Origin of the sequence: Frankia nepalensis (genome assembly GCF_016786325.1) — a bacterium.
Taxonomy (GTDB): Bacteria; Actinomycetota; Actinomycetes; order Frankiales; family Frankiaceae; genus Pseudofrankia; species Pseudofrankia nepalensis.
In genome coordinates this window covers 14,374-30,381 of the sequence record NZ_JADWYU010000151.1, presented here as the reverse complement: position 1 = coordinate 30,381, position 16,008 = coordinate 14,374, and the positions used below count along the sequence as shown (strand labels likewise).

At 75.2% G+C, this 16,008-nt stretch carries 12 protein-coding genes; 5 read left to right on the top strand and 7 right to left on the bottom strand.

Annotation, left to right across the window (positions count from 1 at the left end; genetic code table 11):
* The first annotated feature begins 34 nt into the window (after nucleotides 1-34).
* Nucleotides 35-2,590, top strand: a complete 2,556-nt coding sequence (locus I6A81_RS23710) for a RecQ family ATP-dependent DNA helicase (RefSeq protein WP_203007487.1) — start codon at nucleotides 35-37, stop codon at nucleotides 2,588-2,590.
* Nucleotides 2,591-2,668: 78 nt separating this feature from the next.
* Here the strand turns inward: I6A81_RS23710 and I6A81_RS23705 are convergent, their stop codons facing one another.
* The 3 genes from I6A81_RS23705 to I6A81_RS23695 all read right to left on the bottom strand — a co-directional run bounded on the left by I6A81_RS23705 (nucleotide 2,669) and on the right by I6A81_RS23695 (nucleotide 5,570).
* Complete coding sequence (locus I6A81_RS23705) at nucleotides 2,669-2,944, bottom strand: SCO4848 family membrane protein (protein ID WP_203007789.1); 276 nt, start codon at nucleotides 2,942-2,944, stop codon at nucleotides 2,669-2,671.
* Nucleotides 2,945-3,134: 190 nt separating this feature from the next.
* The gene (locus I6A81_RS23700; protein ID WP_307874862.1) at nucleotides 3,135-4,601 is read right to left on the bottom strand and encodes a D-alanyl-D-alanine carboxypeptidase family protein; all 1,467 of its coding nucleotides are present in this window, start codon (nucleotides 4,599-4,601) and stop codon (nucleotides 3,135-3,137) included.
* Between the two features lie 126 nt (nucleotides 4,602-4,727).
* Nucleotides 4,728-5,570: a DUF1003 domain-containing protein gene (locus tag I6A81_RS23695; RefSeq protein WP_203007787.1), complete on the bottom strand. Its 843-nt coding sequence runs from the start codon at nucleotides 5,568-5,570 to the stop codon at nucleotides 4,728-4,730.
* Between the two features lie 670 nt (nucleotides 5,571-6,240).
* On the opposite strand from I6A81_RS23695, the gene I6A81_RS23690 reads away from it, so the two are divergent.
* Nucleotides 6,241-6,465 carry a type II toxin-antitoxin system HicB family antitoxin gene (locus tag I6A81_RS23690; protein ID WP_203007798.1) on the top strand — a complete coding sequence of 75 codons (225 nt, stop codon included), beginning with the start codon at nucleotides 6,241-6,243 and terminating at the stop codon, nucleotides 6,463-6,465.
* 32 nt (nucleotides 6,466-6,497) lie between these two features.
* Here I6A81_RS23690 and I6A81_RS23685 read toward each other — a convergent pair whose 3' ends face one another.
* Nucleotides 6,498-7,823, bottom strand: a complete 1,326-nt coding sequence (locus I6A81_RS23685) for an NAD(P)/FAD-dependent oxidoreductase (protein ID WP_203007785.1) — start codon at nucleotides 7,821-7,823, stop codon at nucleotides 6,498-6,500.
* Between the two features lie 320 nt (nucleotides 7,824-8,143).
* Between I6A81_RS23685 and I6A81_RS23680 the strand changes: the two genes are divergently transcribed.
* Both I6A81_RS23680 and I6A81_RS23675 read left to right on the top strand, forming a co-directional pair.
* Nucleotides 8,144-8,974, top strand: a complete 831-nt coding sequence (locus tag I6A81_RS23680) for a serine hydrolase domain-containing protein (protein WP_203006420.1) — start codon at nucleotides 8,144-8,146, stop codon at nucleotides 8,972-8,974.
* A gap of 109 nt (nucleotides 8,975-9,083) precedes the next feature.
* Nucleotides 9,084-10,478, top strand: coding sequence for a YhjD/YihY/BrkB family envelope integrity protein (locus tag I6A81_RS23675; protein ID WP_203006421.1), 1,395 nt, complete (start codon nucleotides 9,084-9,086; stop codon nucleotides 10,476-10,478).
* Here I6A81_RS23675 and I6A81_RS23670 read toward each other — a convergent pair.
* Together I6A81_RS23670 and I6A81_RS45050 are read right to left on the bottom strand one after the other, a co-directional pair.
* Nucleotides 10,475-12,694, bottom strand: coding sequence for an NADP-dependent isocitrate dehydrogenase (locus tag I6A81_RS23670; protein ID WP_203006422.1), 2,220 nt, complete (start codon nucleotides 12,692-12,694; stop codon nucleotides 10,475-10,477). The two genes, I6A81_RS23675 and I6A81_RS23670, sit on opposite strands and share 4 nt — an antisense overlap.
* Before the next feature lie 328 nt (nucleotides 12,695-13,022).
* Nucleotides 13,023-13,514: a DUF3017 domain-containing protein gene (locus tag I6A81_RS45050; RefSeq protein WP_307874861.1), complete on the bottom strand. Its 492-nt coding sequence runs from the start codon at nucleotides 13,512-13,514 to the stop codon at nucleotides 13,023-13,025.
* A gap of 126 nt (nucleotides 13,515-13,640) precedes the next feature.
* Between I6A81_RS45050 and I6A81_RS23660 the strand changes: the two genes are divergently transcribed.
* Nucleotides 13,641-13,973 carry a hypothetical protein gene (locus I6A81_RS23660; RefSeq protein WP_203006423.1) on the top strand — a complete coding sequence of 111 codons (333 nt, stop codon included), beginning with the start codon at nucleotides 13,641-13,643 and terminating at the stop codon, nucleotides 13,971-13,973.
* 382 nt (nucleotides 13,974-14,355) lie between these two features.
* Here I6A81_RS23660 and purH read toward each other — a convergent pair whose 3' ends face one another.
* Entirely contained in the window at nucleotides 14,356-16,005 is a 1,650-nt protein-coding gene (purH, locus tag I6A81_RS23655; RefSeq protein ID WP_238430570.1) for a bifunctional phosphoribosylaminoimidazolecarboxamide formyltransferase/IMP cyclohydrolase, read from the bottom strand.
* Nucleotides 16,006-16,008 lie beyond the last annotated feature (3 nt).

Genomic DNA, 16,008 nt, shown 5'->3' with positions numbered 1-16,008 from the left:
GTACGCCGGGACGCCGGGCGGGTGAGGTGGCCGGATGCCGATCAAGGCGGAGACGGTGGCGGTCGGGTCCACGGCCGGCGGGGGCGGCCCCTCCACCGGCCGCGAGCGGGCCGAGGAGCTGCTGCGGCGGCTGGCCGGGCCGCGGGCGCGGCTGCGCGAGGACCAGTGGCAGGCGATCGACGCGCTCGTCAACGGCCGTCGCCGGGTGTTGTTGGTGCAGCGCACCGGGTGGGGCAAGTCGGCCGTCTACTTCCTCGCGACGGCGCTGCTGCGCGAACGGGGCGCGCTCGCGACGCCCGGCGGGCCTCCGGGCGGTCACGCGGTCCCGGGCGGCGGCACCGACGCGGTCACGCCGCCGGCCGAACCGTGGCCCGGCGAGCCCGCGGACCACCAGGACGACTTCGCGTACCCGGAGTACGACCCCGGGTACGACGACGTCGAGCCGCCCGACTTCGACGAGACGACGGTCCCCCAGGCCCCCGACGACCTGGCCGAGGGCTGGGCCGCCGCCGACGCGCGTCCCGGCGAGCCGGGCGCGGGCCGGGGGCGGGCGTGGACCGCCGCGGCGCGCAACCGGGTGGGGCCGACGGTCATCGTCTCGCCGCTGCTCGCGCTGATCCGCAACCAGGCGCAGGCCGCGGCGCGCCTGGGCGTGCGGGCCGGCGAGATCCACTCCGGCAACGTGACCGAGTGGGACGAGGTGTACGAGGCGCTGCGCGCCGGCGAGCTCGACGTGCTGCTCGTCGGTCCCGAGCGGCTGAACAACCCGGCCTTCCGGAACGACTACCTGCCGGAGCTGGCCGCGTCGACCGGCCTGCTGGTGATCGACGAGGCGCACTGCATCTCCGACTGGGGCCACGACTTCCGGCCCGACTACCGGCGGCTGCGCACCCTCGTCGCCGGGCTCGCCCCCGACGTCCCGGTGCTCGCCACGACCGCGACCGCGAACAGCCGGGTGGTCGACGACGTCGCCGAGCAGCTCGGGGTCGCCGCCTCCCGGCGGCCCGGCGGCCCGGCGGCCACCGGCCCGGCCGGCCACCCGGCCGGCCACCCGGACAGTCACCCGCACGGGGACGTGTCAGGGCCGCTGGTGCTGCGCGGCTCGCTGGACCGGGAGAGCCTGCGGCTCGCCGTCGTCGCGCTGCCCTCCGCCGAGGCCCGGTTCGGCTGGCTCGCCGAGCATCTCGACCGGCTGCCTGGCTCGGGGATCGTCTACACGCTCACCAAGCCGGCCGCCGAGGAGCTGACGGCCTTCCTGCGTGCCCAGGGGCACACGGTCGCCGTCTACCACGGAGGCACCGAGCAGGCCGAGCGGATCGCCGCGGAGGAGGATCTGCTCGCCAACCGGGTGAAGGCGCTGGTCGCGACGTCGGCGCTCGGAATGGGCTTCGACAAGCCGGATCTGGGCTTCGTCGTCCACGTCGGCGCGCCGAGCTCGCCGATCAGCTACTACCAGCAGATCGGACGCGCCGGCCGTGCTGTCGACAAGGCCGACGTCGTGCTGCTCCCCGCCGCCGAGGACCGCGACATCTGGCAGTACTTCGCCGACACCTCGTTCCCCCCGGAGCAGGTGGTGCGCGACGTGCTCGAGACGCTCGCCCGGGCCGGCCGGACGATGTCGACGCAGGCGCTGCTCGCCGCGGTCAACATCGGCCCGGGCCGGCTGGAGTCGATGCTGAAGGTCCTCGACGTCGACGGCGCGGTCCGGCGGGTGAAGGGTGGCTGGGAGTCGACCGGGCAGCCATGGCACTACGACGCCGAGCGCTACCGCCGGCTGGCCGAGGCCCGCGCCGCCGAGCAGCGGTCGATGCTCGACTACATCGCCACCACCGGCTGCCGGATGGAGTTCCTGCGCCGCCAGCTCGACGACCCCTACGCGGCGCCCTGCGGCCGCTGCGACCGGTGCTCCGGGCAGGTCTGGGACGCCGAGGTGTCCCAGACGGCCCGCGAGCGTGCCAGGGCCGAGCTGCGCAGGCCCGGCGTCGTGGTCGAGCCGCGCAAGATGTGGCCGACCGGCATGAAGACGCTCGGAGTGAACCTGTCCGGGCGGATCCCCGCCGGCGTGGCCGCCGAGCCCGGCCGGGCGCTCGCCCGGCTCAACGACGTCGGCTGGGGCAACCGGCTACGGCCGATGTTCGCGGGACTGGCCGACCCCGGCGCGGCGGGCCACGCGGACGGCCCCCTGCCGGAGGACGTGGTCGAGGCGGTCGTCGGCACGCTCAAGGCATGGGGCTGGCAGCGACGCCCCACGGCGGTCGTCGCGGTCGGGTCCCGGTCGCGGCCCCAGCTGGTCGAGAGCCTCGCCGGGCGGATCGCCGCGATCGGCCGGCTGCCGCTGCTGGGCACGCTCGAGCGGGTCGCCGACTCGCCGCCGGCCAGGTCGGTGCACAACAGCGCGCACCGGCTCGCCGGCCTGGGCGGCGCCTTCGCGGTGCCGCCGGACGTCGCCGCCGGCCTGGGCGGCGGCCCGGTTCTGCTGGTGGACGATCTGATCGTCACCGGCTGGACGATGACCGTCGCCGCCCGCCTGCTGCGCGAGGCCGGCGCCCCGGCCGTCCTGCCGTTCGCGCTCGCCGTCGAGACCGGCTGATCGCCGGGCAGCCGAGGGCTGGCTCGGCCGGCGCCGGACCGCCCGCTGCCCGGGCGGACCGGCGCCGGACCGGCGAGGTCAACGGCCCGAGCCGACCAGCCGCTCGGACGAGGCGCTCGCGCCGGTCTCCGCGCCGCGGCCGGCGCGCGTCCCGCGCAGGCCAAGCCAGGCGACGGCGGTGCCGATGGCGAGGGAGACCACCGTCAGGACGAGGTGAACCAGGAAGAAGCCGGTCGGGCCGTCGTCCCAGGAGCGGTCGTCCTTCCAGATGTTGCGCAGGAAGGTCGGCCAGATCACCCACGACCACACGCCCACCGCCACGAGGAACCAGGAGGCCCGCTTCGACAGAGTCACGCGTCCACCTTCGCAGCCCGCGAGCCGCGCGCGCCGGGCCGGCGGCCACCCGGGCGCATGAGAGACGCCACGCGACCGGTGCCCGGGTCACCGACGCGCCACCGCGCCAGCCCCGCCGACCGCGCCAGCCCCGCCGTGGGACCGACGCCGGGCCGCCTGCCGGGCCGACGTCGGCGGGCCGCCCACGCGGTCACGCGCGGCTGGCTGGCCGGCGCCGCCGCCGCTGGCGGGACGCGCCGCCGTTCGCTCCTCCCCGGCTCCGCCCGGCCGGCTCGCCGCCGGCGCGTCCGGCGGGTCGGCGCTGGGAGGGCACGAGCCGAAGCCGGGGCTCCCGCCGGGTCGGCTTCGCCGATCCTGCGGTTCCGGACTGGCTGGGCCGGTGCCCGGCCTGGCGCCGCTGCCCCCGCCGGTGACGCGGCCGATGGCTGAGCCGTGCCCGGCGGCGCGCCGGGCGCTGGCGGGCGTGGTGACCCAGCGCGGTCAGGACGAGGGCGACGACGGTGATGGCGAGGGCCGTCCAGGTGACCCAGCCGACGCCGGATCCCTCGCCGCCGGAGGACTGCCCGCCGGACGACTGGCCCGCGGACGACTGGCCGCCAGGAACGGTCGGCCGCGCGGCCGCGCTGGCCGGCCCGCCGACGGCCACGGCGCCGTCGTCCTGAGGGCCGGTGGGCGGGCGTGGGGCGGGCAGGGTGCCGATCGGGCGTATCTGGCCGTCGTGGGCGAAGCCCCAGTCGAGCAGGGCGCGGGCATCCGCGCCGTAGTTCGGGGCCGCCCGCAGCAGCGCGACCAGCAGCGTCCGCTCGCCCCGCCGGGCGGCACCGACGAAGGTCGCGCCCGCGGCGACGGTGTAGCCGTTCTTCACCCCGAGCGTGCCCTCGTAGGTGCCCAGCAGCAGGTTGTGGTTCTGGATCTCGAACCGGCCGCCGTCCCTGGTGGGCAGCGCGGCCCGCGGGATCGTCAGGTAGCGGCTGACCGCCGGTTCCGCGAGCGCCGCCCGGCCGAGGATCGCCAGGTCACGCACCGAGGTGAGCTGGCCGGGCGCGTCCAGGCCGGTCGGGTCGCCGGCGACGGTGTCCGTGGCGCCGAGCTCGGCGGCCAGCGCGTTCATCCGGGCCAGCACCGCCGCGCGCCCACCGGCCGCGTTGACGAGCGCCACGGTGGCGTCGTTGCCGCTCGAGATGAGCATCGCGGTCGCCAGGTCGCGGACCAGGTAGGAGTTGCCGGGCAGGAGCCCGACCTTGGTCCCGTCCACCTCCGCCGCGTCGGTGCCGACCACGACCCGGGTCTCGGGCGAGAGCGTGGGCAGCACCACCAGCGCGGTGAGGATCTTCATGGTGCTGGCGGGCAGGTCGCGGACGCGGGGGCCCTTGGCCGCCAGGATCTCCCCGGTCCCGGCGTCGGCGACCAGCCAGCTCCCCGCGGTGAGCCGCGCCGGGAGCTCGCTCTCGGCCGTGGGGGCGCCGCCCGGGCCGGCCTGACCCTGGGCTCCCGCCGGAGCGGCCGGCACCGGCGCCGATGCCGCCGCGGGCGCCGGGACCGCCGATGTCGCCGCGGCGGGTCCGGTGGCGAGCGTGGACGCGCCGAGCGCGGTCAGCGTCGCGGCCATGACCAGCCTGATCAGGGCGCGCGGCGCCGTGGGGATGCGCGCGCTCACCGAAAGTGCCGGTTCCCGAGAGCAACAGCGTGCACGCTGTCACGTTACGTCATCAGGCGAACACGCTACAACACGGGGCGGGGGACTCGAAGGACGGCCCGAGCGGGCCTCGCCGCGCGGCCGACATCACCCCGTGTGCTCGGAACGGCCGAGCAGGTCGCCGCCCCGGCGGTACCCGGGTGAGAGCATCGCGCTGGACGACGGCGTGCCGGGCGCCCGCCGCCGCTCGCCGCCGGCGCGGTGACCACCGCCCGCGCGGGTGCCGGCCGAGCGGTCGCCGCCGCGGCCGCCACGCCGGCCGACCGCCCCGTTCAGCGGGCCGTCGGCCGGCTCGTGCGCGCCGTCCCGGCCGCCCTTCGGCCGTCCCGACGCGCCCCGCGCGGCCGGCTCCCCGGCCACCGGCGCGGCCCCGGCGGGCGCCTGCGCGGACAGAGTGGTCCGGACCGCTTCGAGCACCAGACCGCGCAGGTCGACGCGCAGGTCGTCGAGCTGGTGCGCGAGTTCGCCGCGCAGGTACTGGCGGGTGGCCGCGTCGCTCTGGGCCAGCCGCAGCGCGGCCACCTCGCGGGCGAGGAACTCGGTGTCCTCGCGGGCGCGCAGCGCGGCGGCCCGGTCCTCGGCGAGCGAGGCGCGGTCCCGGTCGTCCTGGCGGTTCTGCGCCAGCAGGATCAGCGGGGCCGCGTAGGCGGCCTGGGTGGAGAAGGCCAGGTTCAGCAGGATGAAGGGGTACGGGTCCCAGCGCAGGAACGGCATGGCGACGTTCAGCCCGATCCACACGACCACGAGCACCGTCTGGACGGCCAGGTAGCGTCCCGTGCCGAGGAACCGGGCGACGCGCTCGGCGCCGCGGCTGAACGCCTCGCGGTTCACCGAGCGGGGCAGGAGGGCGATCCGGCCGGCGACCGGAACGTCGAGACGCTCCGCCGCGCGGCGGGACACGACTCGGGTGGCGGTGGTCGTGATGCTCATGGGAGGTCCCCGTTCCGCGCGCCGGACCGCCCGGAACCAAGGCCGGTGACGCTGGCGCGCATGTCAAGAACAAGGCCGCGCGGAGCGACCCGGGCCGAACGTGCGGAAATCGGCCAACCCCACCAGAAACGACGCCAGACGTGTGCCGGGTGCGTGCCCGGGCATGCGGCGGGGGCGCGAATCGGGTCGCGCCCTGTGACGTGGACTCGCCGGGCCTCGGTCGCGTCTCGCGAACCGGCCCTGACTGCTGCTACGCCGCGTTGCTCTCGTCGGACGTCAGGTGGCGGTGGCCGTAACTAGAGCACCCGCTCGAACTCACAGCGGCCACCTCCTCGCGGTCGTCCTCGCTAGAGGATCCGACGGGTCTTGTCAAGGATAACCGGCTACCTTCCGCGCGCCCCACCCGGGGCAGCCGTGATCTGCGTCCATTAGCCGACGCCGGCATCCCCACGACTCGGCGGAGCCAACCGGCGCCGTCCCGTTCATCCCGTTCGTCCCGTACCGGCGCGCGGCCGCCGACACCAGCCCGGCCCCGGGCAGGCCCCGCGGAACCGGGACATTCGACCTGGCGCCCCGGCCGAACCGGCCATCGGCGGCCAGGACGGGAAAGCCCTCTTGGTGGGCGTTTGAGCACGTCGCGGGCCGTGACTGCCTGTTCTAGCGTGGTCACATGGAACGCGCGGTACGGCTGACTGCCGTCATCACCCGTCGGAACGACACGTTCTCCGCCCGGGCGGCCGAGGTGGACGTCGCCGCCCAGGGCCACTCCGTCGAGGAGTCGCTCGTGGCGCTCCGCGAGGCCCTGGAGGTCTACTTCGAGGACGCCGCGCTGCCGGCCTGCGACCCGGACGGCCCGATCATCGCCCCCGTGAACGTCCGCCTGGCCGACGAGTAGCGCGCGGGCAGGGCGCCGGCGGCCCGCACCGCTCAGCGGCCCAGGCGCAGGGCGCGGCGGGCCGCGAGCCGGGCCAGGGAGGCCGCCGGGATGGTGCCACGGCCGAGCCCGATCTCGACGAGGGTGTCGTAGAGCTCGGTGCGGCGGCTGGCCGACCGCACCGTCGCGTCCATCAGCGCCCGGTGCCGGCCGACGAGGCCGGCCAGCAGCGCGGTGTGCCGCAGATGCCGGCCCAGCTCACCGGCGAGCGCGCGGCGGTAGGCGGCCCCCGCCTGGCCCGGCCGGCCGGCGAGCACCGCCTCCATCGCGGCGTGACCAGCGAGCGACCCGGACAGCAGGGCGTAGTAGATCCCCTCACCGGTCAGCGGGTTGATCAGCGAGGCCGCGTCGCCAGCGAGCAGCACCTGGCCATCGGGCTGCCGGGGGCGCCACGTGGACATCGGCAGGTGATGGGCCCGCGACGTGCCCGGGTAGGCGGGCTGCTCGGGCAGGATCCGGGCGAGCGTCCCGTGCAGCACCGCCCGGCCGGAGACCGCGGCGGCGGACTTGCCCTCCCCGGCGGCACCCCCCGCGGCCGTCGCGCCCAGCTGGGCACGCAGCATGCCGAAACCGATGTTCGCCCGCCCGTCGCCGATCGGGAACGACCAGGCATAGGCCGGCCAGCCCTCGTCGGTCATCTCGATGTACTGCTCGGGCGGCAGGTCGGCCTTGGGCGCGTCGGCGTAGGCCCGCACGGCGATCGCCAGGGCCTCCGGCGGGTTCACCCCGATGCCCAGCGCCCGGCGCACCGCGGAGTTCGCGCCGTCCGCGCCGATGAGGACGCGCGCGGTGAGCGCGCCGCCGTCGACGGCGACGGCCGGCGCGCCGTCGACGGTGGTGGCCGCGAAGCCGCGCACCCGGTGGCGCACGACGCGCGCCCCGCGGGCGCGCGCGGCGGCGACGAGACGGGCGTCGAACACCATCCGGGGGATGACGTGGGTGGCCCGCGCGGACGGGGTGGCCACCTCGGCGCCGCCCGGGGTGCGCAGCCGCATCCGGTCGACCGGGCGGAAGCCGGTCGCCGCGTCCGCGACCCCCAGGTGGCGCAGCACGTCGAGGCCGTGCGGCGCGACGCCGTCGCCGCAGGTCTTGTCCCGGGGGAAGCCGGCCAGGTCGGCGATCACCACGGTCGCCTCGGGCCGCACGCGCAGCGCCGCCAGCGCCGCGGCGGCGCCGGCCGGGCCGCCGCCGACGACCAGCACGTCGACGAGCCGCCCGCGCAGCTCGGCGAGGTCGCCGACCGGCACGGTCGGAGCCTCGACCGGCGCGGCGGCCGGCCGGCCGGCCGGGACGGGTCCCACGGCGGTGGTCGTGCTCACGCGGCGCTCCTGGCGGTCCGCTCGGCGGCGGCGGTCGCGGCGCGGGCCGCGCGCGCCGTCACGACATGTGGGAGGGACTCCGGGAGAGGCACCACCCAAGTGTCCCAGCCTGGTCCGGGACCGGGCGGGGCCGGTCCCGGACCGCGACGCGAGATCCGTCACCGCCGGGCCGCCCACCGGCGTCTTCGCGCACCACGCCAGCTCGCGCACCACGCCAGCCCGCGCACCACGCCAGCCCGTGGACCACGCCAGCCCGCGCACCATGCCAGTTCGCGCACCACGTCAGTTCGCGGACCACGCCAGTTCGTAAAGTTCGGGACGTGCAGGCGTTGAAGCAGGTTGCCGACTGGCCGGTCCGGAACGCCGCCGCCGCGGTGCTCGCGCGCGCGCAGGACGGCTCGGTGCGCCGCGTGGGCGAGATCGGCGACCCGGCGGCCCGGTTCCCGCTGGCGTCCGTGTCCAAGCCGGTGTCCGCGTACGCGGCGCTCGTCGCCCTCGAGGAGGGCGCGTTCGCGCTCGACGACCCCGCCGGCCCGCCCGGCTCGACCGTCGCCCACCTGCTCGCGCACGCCTCAGGGCTCGCCTTCTCCGAACCGGGCGTGCTCGCCCGCCCGGGCACCCGCCGGATCTACTCGAACACCGGCTTCGAGGAGCTCGGCCGGGCGCTGGAGGCGGCCACCGGGATCGGCTTCGCCGAGTACCTGGCCGAGGCGGTGCTCGCGCCGCTCGGGATGACCTCGTCGGCGCTGGAGTCGTCGCCCGCCTACGGCGTCTCCTCGACGCTCGACGACATGGCCGCGTTCGCGGCCGAACTGCTGCGCCCGACGCTGCTCGCGCCGGAGACGTTCACCGCGGCGACGACCGTCGCCTTCCGTGGGCTCGACGGCGTGCTACCCGGCTTCGGGATGCAGCGGCCCAACGACTGGGGGCTGGGCTTCGAGCTGCGCGGCCGCAAGACGCCGCACTGGACCGGGTCGGCGAACTCGCCGGCGACGTTCGGCCACTTCGGCCGGTCGGGCACGTTCCTCTGGGTGGACCCGGCGGCCGGGGCCGCCTGCGTGTGCCTGACCGACCGCGACTTCGGCTCCTGGGCGGCGGAGGCCTGGCCGCCGCTGTCGGACGCCGTCCTCGCCGAGCTCCCGCCCCGGTGACCGACGCGCCGCGGCCGTCGGACGAGGCGCGCGGCGTCCGGTCGGGATCACGACGGCACTGGCGATGATGGCACGGTTCCGCTGGCGTGCCAGGGGGTAACCAGGGTTTGTGGCCGGTATCCGGGAGACGTTTGATCGGGCCCGCGGCGGCGTCTCTGGAGGCATCTCCGCGACGCGCCGACGGGTCCCCGCGCTCGACCACACGATTCGCGCCTACAGCCGTTATACCTCCGAAGGGGGCGACCGGCTGGCCGCCGCCGCCACCTACTTCGCCTTCCTGTCGTTCTTCCCGATCATCGCGTTGCTGTTCGCGATCGCCGGTTTCGTCGTCGACGCCTATCCGGACGTCCGAGAGAAGCTTGTCGAGCAGATCAACGGTTACTTGCCGGGGCTCGCTGACAAGCTGAACGTCGAAGGACTCGGCTCGGCGAAGGTCGGGGTCGGACTTATCGGTCTCGTCGGTCTGGTGCTCGCCGGAGAGGCGTGTGTATCGGCCCTGCGCGACGCGATCCGCCTGATGTGGCACCAGAGCACCGAGGCCGGCAACCTCGTCACCCGGCGGCTGCGCGACATCCGCGTGCTCGCCGGCCTGGGCCTGCTGCTGGTGGTGTCGCTCGCGCTGACGAGCGTCGCGACGTCGGCCAACGACCTGCTGCTGCGCGCTACGGGGATGCAGGGCAGCACGACGGCCGCGTGGCTCGCCGCTCTGGTCGGCTTCCTGCTGGCGCTGGTCGCCAACACCCTGGTGTTCCTGTACCTGTTCTGGCGGCTGCCCGCCCAGACGAACCGGCGCGCGGTCGTGCGCGCCGCCCTGCTCGGGGCGGTCGGCCTCGAGGTGCTCAAGCTGCTCGGCACCTGGCTGATCGGCAAGACCACCAGCAACCCGATCTACGGCACGTTCGCGGTCATCGTCGGGCTGCTGATCTGGATCAACATCCTGATGCGGTGGACGATGTTCGCCGCCGCGTGGGCGGTCACCGCGCGAGGTGACTCCGATGTCTACCCGTCCGGCACCGCCGAGCGGCGCAAGGCGGGCGAGCCGGCGGACGAGCAGGCACCCGAGCCGTCCAGCGACGCTCCGGCCGACCAGACCGACCAGGACCGCCAGACCGACCAGGACCGCCAGGGGGACCAGGACGGCCAGGAGGACCAGCCCGACCGGACCGGCCAGCCCGACCGGGACGCGGCGGCGCGGCCGCCGGACCAGGTGCCGTCACCCGCCCGGGGCGGCGGCGGCCGGGCCCACCGCAACGGCGACCAGGCAGACCAGGACGGCCAGGGCAACGCCCGCTGGGTGGCCGACAGAGCCTCCCCGCCGATTCCGCACCCTGACAGCGAAGGCGCACCCTCCAGCAACGGGCGGAATCGGCGGGGACCCCTGCTTCGCCGGATCGTGCTCCGCCGGCCCGCGGCCGCGCCGGAGCCCGGCGAGGACCGGTCGGAGAAGGCGCCGGTCGCCCCCACCCCCGGCGGGGGCGAGGGCGGCCGGCCCGGTGACCGCTAGGCGAGGCTCGCGAGGGCCTCGTTGAAGGTCGCCGAGGGACGCATGACGGCGCCGGCCTTGGCGGGGTCGGGCTGGTAGTAGCCACCGACGTCGGCCGGCGAGCCCTGCACGGCGAGCAGCTCGGCGGCGATCTTCTCCTCCTGCTCGGCCAGCGTCTTGGCCAGGCTCGCGAACGCGGCCGCCAACTGCTCGTCGGCGGTCTGCGCGGCGAGTTCCTGGGCCCAGTAGAGGGCCAGGTAGAAGTGGCTGCCGCGGTTGTCGATCCCGCCGACGCGCCGGGCCGGGGACTTGTTCTCGTTGAGGAACGTGCCGGTCGCCCGGTCGAGCGTCTCCCCGAGCACCTTGGCGCGGGAGTTGCCGGTGACGGTCGCGAACTGCTCGAAGCTGACGGCGAGCGCCAGGAACTCGCCCAGGCTGTCCCAGCGCAGGTAGTTCTCCTTGACCAGCTGCTGGACGTGCTTGGGCGCCGAGCCGCCGGCGCCGGTCTCGAACAGGCCGCCGCCGGCCATCAGCGGAACGACCGAGAGCATCTTGGCGCTGGTGCCCAGCTCCAGGATCGGGAACAGGTCGGTCAGGTAGTCGCGCAGCACGTTGCCGGTGACCGAGATCGTGTTCAGGCCCTTCCGGATCCGCTCGAGCGAGTACGCGGTGGCCTTGACCGGCGACAGGATCTCGATGGTCAGGCCCTCGGTGTCGTGCTCGGGCAGGTAGGCCTGGACCTTCTTGATCAGCTGGGCGTCGTGCGCGCGGTCCTCGTTGAGCCAGAACACGGCCGGGTCGCCGGTGGCGCGGGCGCGGGTGACGGCGAGCTTCACCCAGTCCCGGATCGGGGCGTCCTTGACCTGGCACACCCGGAAGATGTCGCCCTTGGAGACCGGCTGCTCCAGGATCGCGGCGCCCGACAGGTCGACCACCCGCACGGTGCCGTCCGTCGGGATCTCGAACGTCTTGTCGTGGCTGCCGTACTCCTCGGCCTTCTGGGCCATCAGGCCGACGTTCGGCACGGATCCCATCGTCGCCGGGTCGTAGGCACCGTTCGCCCGGCAGTCGTCGATGACGACCTGGTAGACGCCGGCGTAGCTGCTGTCCGGCAGCACGGCCAGGGTGTCGGCCTCGTTGCCGTCCGGGCCCCACATGTGGCCAGAAGTGCGGATCATCGCCGGCATCGAGGCGTCGACGATGACGTCGCTCGGCACGTGCAGGTTGGTGATGCCGCGGTCGGAGTCGACCATGGCCAGCGCCGGGCCGTCGGCCAGCTCCGCGTCGAAGGAGGCTTTGATCGCCTCACCTTCGGGCAGCGCGGCCAGGCCGGCGAGGACGGCGCCGAGGCCGTCGTTCGGGTTCAGGCCGGCGGCGGCAAGAGTGTCACCGTAGGTGGCGAACGTCTTCGGGAAGAACACGCGAACCACGTGGCCGAAGATGATCGGGTCGGAGACCTTCATCATCGTGGCCTTCAGGTGCACGGAGAACAGCACGCCCTCGGCCTTGGCGCGGGCGATCTGCTCGGCCAGGAACGCGCGCAGCGGGCCGACGCGCAGCACGGCGGCGTCGACGACCTCGCCGGCGAGGACCTTGACGGTCTCCTTCAGCACGGTGGTCGCGCCGTCCGCGCCGACGAGCTCGATGCGCAGCGCGCCGTCGGCGGCGACCGTGGCCGACTTCTCGGTGCTGGCGAAGTCGTCGTGGCCCAGGGTCGCGACGTTCGTCTTCGAGTCGGCGCTCCAGGCGCCCATCCGGTGCGGGTGGGTGCGCGCGTAGCTCTTCACCGACGCGGGCGCGCGCCGGTCGGAGTTGCCCTCGCGCAGCACCGGGTTGACCGCGCTTCCCTTGATCTTGTCGTAGCGGGCGCGGACCTCGCGCTCCTCGTCGGTCTTCGGGTCGTCCGGGTAGTCCGGCAGCGCGTAGCCCTTGCCCTGCAGCTCGGCGATCGCCGCCTTCAGCTGCGGGATCGAGGCCGAGATGTTCGGCAGCTTGATGATGTTCGCCTCGGGCCGCAGCGCCAGCTCGCCGAGCTCGGCGAGCGCGTCCCCGATCCGCTGCGACTCCTCCAGGTAGTCCGGGAACGTGGCGATGATCCGGCCCGCGAGCGAGATGTCACGACTATCGACAGGTACACCGGCGGTCGCGGCGTAGGCCTGGATCACCGGCAGGAAGGAGTACGTCGCCAGTGCCGGCGCCTCGTCGGTGAACGTGTAGATGATCGTCGAATCTGTCACCGCTACTCCGCTTCGCGTTCGCTGCGTCTCGCCAACAACTGTTCACCAACCTATGTCCCGCTCATTTCACGGGCGCCGGCTCGGGGGGCCGGTCGGGGCGGGCTGGCGAGCATCGCACGGTGACCGACCGACGAGCGCGACCAGTCACGGCGCGTGCGGTTCTGGCGCGTGCCCGTGAGCCCTGGCGGCAGGGTGGGCGCACGCGAGGCTACCGCGCGCGGAGCCCGGGTGGTGACCCAGTGTGGGTGAAATTGCAGCTGGTCACGGACCGCCGGGGAGATGCCGGTACAGGCTCCGGCGCCCGGATTGCCGGAGAGTGCCCAAACGACTACGGGCCTGGGATCGGCACCGTGAGGGTCAGGCCGATCACGCCACCGCCGAACGCGAGCAGCGCGACGACATCGAACAGCCGGCCACGGACCGCGAGCGCGCCGACGCGGCGGGCGGGGAGAACGAGCCGCGCCAGCGCCATCACCAGCAGCACCGTGCCCACCCCGAACAGGCCCGTGCGCCACCGTTCCCGCTCGACCATGACAAGCCCGGCGCCCACTCCCACCAGGGCGAGGGTGAGCGCCGCCTCACGCACGAACCATGGCGCGCGGCTGCGCCGCTCGGCGGCCCTGGCCGCCTTCGCCCGCGCCCGCGGGCCCTGCCCTCCCGGCCCCGCCGCCTCGGGCGGCCGGGGCGCGTTCGACGGGTCCCGCGACGGGTCCAAGGCACCGAACCAGCTCGTCGGGCCGGACGAGCCGTCGCCTCGCTCCGCGCCCTGCCCCGCGGGGGGCGGGCGCCACCCGGACGCCTCTCGCTCACCCGCGCGCACTCCCGCAGTGTAGGGAGAAGGCGAGGAACCGGGCACGGCCGGCCACGTTTTTCCACCCCACCTGACGGCGCCCAGGCGGACTAGGGCAGACTGCCCCGTCAGGTCCCACAGCAGGAGGAGCGTGACGTGGCAGACGAGTCGCCACACAGCAAGAAGCTTCAGGAGCTGATGTTCCGGGCGTGGGAGACCTTCGGGGACGCCCGGCACCTCGACAGCGACGACCGCGTGTTCGTCCAGGCCCTGGCGCGCCAGACCGCCGACCGAATCTCGGTTCTCTACGGCGCGTCCTGGCGGGAGGCGCTCGACTGGGTCTCCCAGCGCTACGTGCCGAACAGCGACACGCCCGGCGGTCCGGCCACCGCCACCACCACCACGGCGACCGGCGCGGCCACCTCGACGACCGGCGCCACGAGCACGGTCCGGCGGGGCACCACGGCCGCGGAGTCGACGAGCGTCTGAACAGCTGGCGCCGGCCGGCGGCCACCAGCCGCCGATCCCAGGTCCACCGATCCGGGACGCACCGCCGTCCCGCCTACCGACCCGCCAGATCTGGCGACGTCGGTGGGCGGTCCGGAGACGTCGCCGGCTGGAGCCACCGACCAGCGCTCACCACAGCCGTCGCCCGACCAGCCCGGTCGGACGACGGACGGTCCCGTCATGCCCGGTGACCCCCGGCCGCGGCGGGAACGCCGCGGCGACCGACGCGAGGGCGGCCCCGGCCGCGGCGGGCGGAACAAGCGTGGCGGCCCCGGCTCGGGCGGTGGCCGGCGAGGCTGACACCTCGCCGGCCGCCCGCGCGGTCCGGTTCACGCCGTCCCGCGCCCCGGCGCGGAACGCACCGCTAGTGCGCGAAGTGGCGCACGCCGGTGAAGTACAGGGTTACCCCCGCCTCGCGGGCCGCGGCGACCACGAGCTCATCCCGCACCGAGCCGCCCGGCTCGACGACCGCCCGCACCCCCGCGTCGGCGAGCACCTGGAAGCCGTCCGGGAACGGGAAGTAGGCGTCGCTGGCGGCGACCGCGCCCTTCGTCCGGTCACCGGCGCGGCTGACCGCGAGCCGCGCGGCGTCGACCCGGTTCACCTGGCCCATGCCGACCCCGACGGTCGCCCCCTCCGCGGCGATCAGGATCGCGTTCGACTTGACCGAGCGCACCGCCCGCCAGGCGAACCGCAGGTCGGCCAGCGTGGCCTCGTCCGCGGGGGTGCCGGCCTCCAGCGTCCAGGACGTGGGCTCGTCCCCCGGCGAGTCCAGGGCGTCCCGGGACTGCAGCAGCAGCCCACCGCTCACCTGGCGCAGCTCGACCCCGCGCGCGTGCGGCGGCGGCGCGCATTCCAGCAGCCGGATCGACGGTTTGCGCGCGAGGATCTCCACGGCGCCCGGCTCGTAGGCCGGCGCCACGACGACCTCGGTGAAGATCTCCGCGATCTGCTCGGCGAGCTCGACGGTGACCGGCCGGTTCGTCGCGATCACACCGCCGAACGCCGACACCGGGTCGCAGGCGTGCGCCTTGCGATGCGCCGCGGCGATGTCGGCGGCGACGGCGATGCCGCACGGGTTGGCGTGCTTGATGATCGCCACGGCCGGCTCGGCGAAGTCGTGGACGGCGCGCCGGGCGGCGTCGGTGTCGGTGTAGTTGTTGTAGGACATCTGCTTGCCGTGCAGTTGCCGCGCGGTCGCGAGCCCCGGGGTGTGGTCGTCGGTGGCGACGTAGAGCGCGGCCCGCTGGTGCGGGTTCTCGCCGTAGCGGAGCACGTCGGCGCGCCGCCACTGGGCGGTCAGCACGTCCGGCCAGCCCGTCTCGCGGGCCGTCTCGTCGGGCGCGACGACGCTGGCGAACCAGGACGCGACGGCGGCGTCGTAGCCCGCCGTGTGAGCGAACGCCCTGGCGGCGAGCCGACGCCTGGCCGGAAGGTCGAATCCGGAACCCCGGACGGCCTCGATGAGCGCCGGGTAGTCGTCCGGCTCGACGACGACCGCGACCGAGGGGTGGTTCTTCGCGGCGGCCCGGATCATCGCCGGCCCGCCGATGTCGATCTGCTCGACCGCCTCGTCCTCGGTCGCGCCGCCCGCCACCGTCTCCCGGAACGGGTACAGGTTGACGACGACGAGGTCGAACGGCTCGATCTCCAGCTCGGCCAGCGCCTCGGCGTGCCCGGTCTTGCGCAGGTCGGCCAACAGGCCCGCGTGCACCCGCGGGTGCAGCGTCTTCACCCGGCCGCCGAGCACCTCGGGGAAGCCGGTCAGCGTGCTGACCGGCGTGACGGCCAGGCCGTGGCGGGACAGCACCTCGGCGGTCGAGCCGGTGGACACGACCTCCACGCCCGCCGCCAGGAACGCCTCGGCGAGCTCGCCCAGCCCCGACTTGTCGTAGACGCTCACCAGTGCCCGGCGCAGTCGGCGCCGACCGGTCGCGACCACCTCGGTGCCCGCGGTCGACGACTCCGCCGGGCCGTCGGCCGTGGCCGTCGTCGGATCCTGCGGCCTCGTCATTTC

What these genes read in the sequence shown, in the direction of transcription:
- I6A81_RS23710 (WP_203007487.1), top strand. Translation starts at nt 35, where the DNA reads ATGCCGATCAAGGCGGAGACGGTGGCGGTCGGGTCCACGGCCGGCGGG.
- I6A81_RS23690 (WP_203007798.1), top strand. Translation starts at nt 6,241, where the DNA reads ATGGAACGCGCGGTACGGCTGACTGCCGTCATCACCCGTCGGAACGAC.
- purH (WP_238430570.1), bottom strand. Translation starts at nt 16,005, where the DNA reads ATGACGAGGCCGCAGGATCCGACGACGGCCACGGCCGACGGCCCGGCG.
- I6A81_RS23695 (WP_203007787.1), bottom strand. Translation starts at nt 5,570, where the DNA reads ATGAGCATCACGACCACCGCCACCCGAGTCGTGTCCCGCCGCGCGGCG.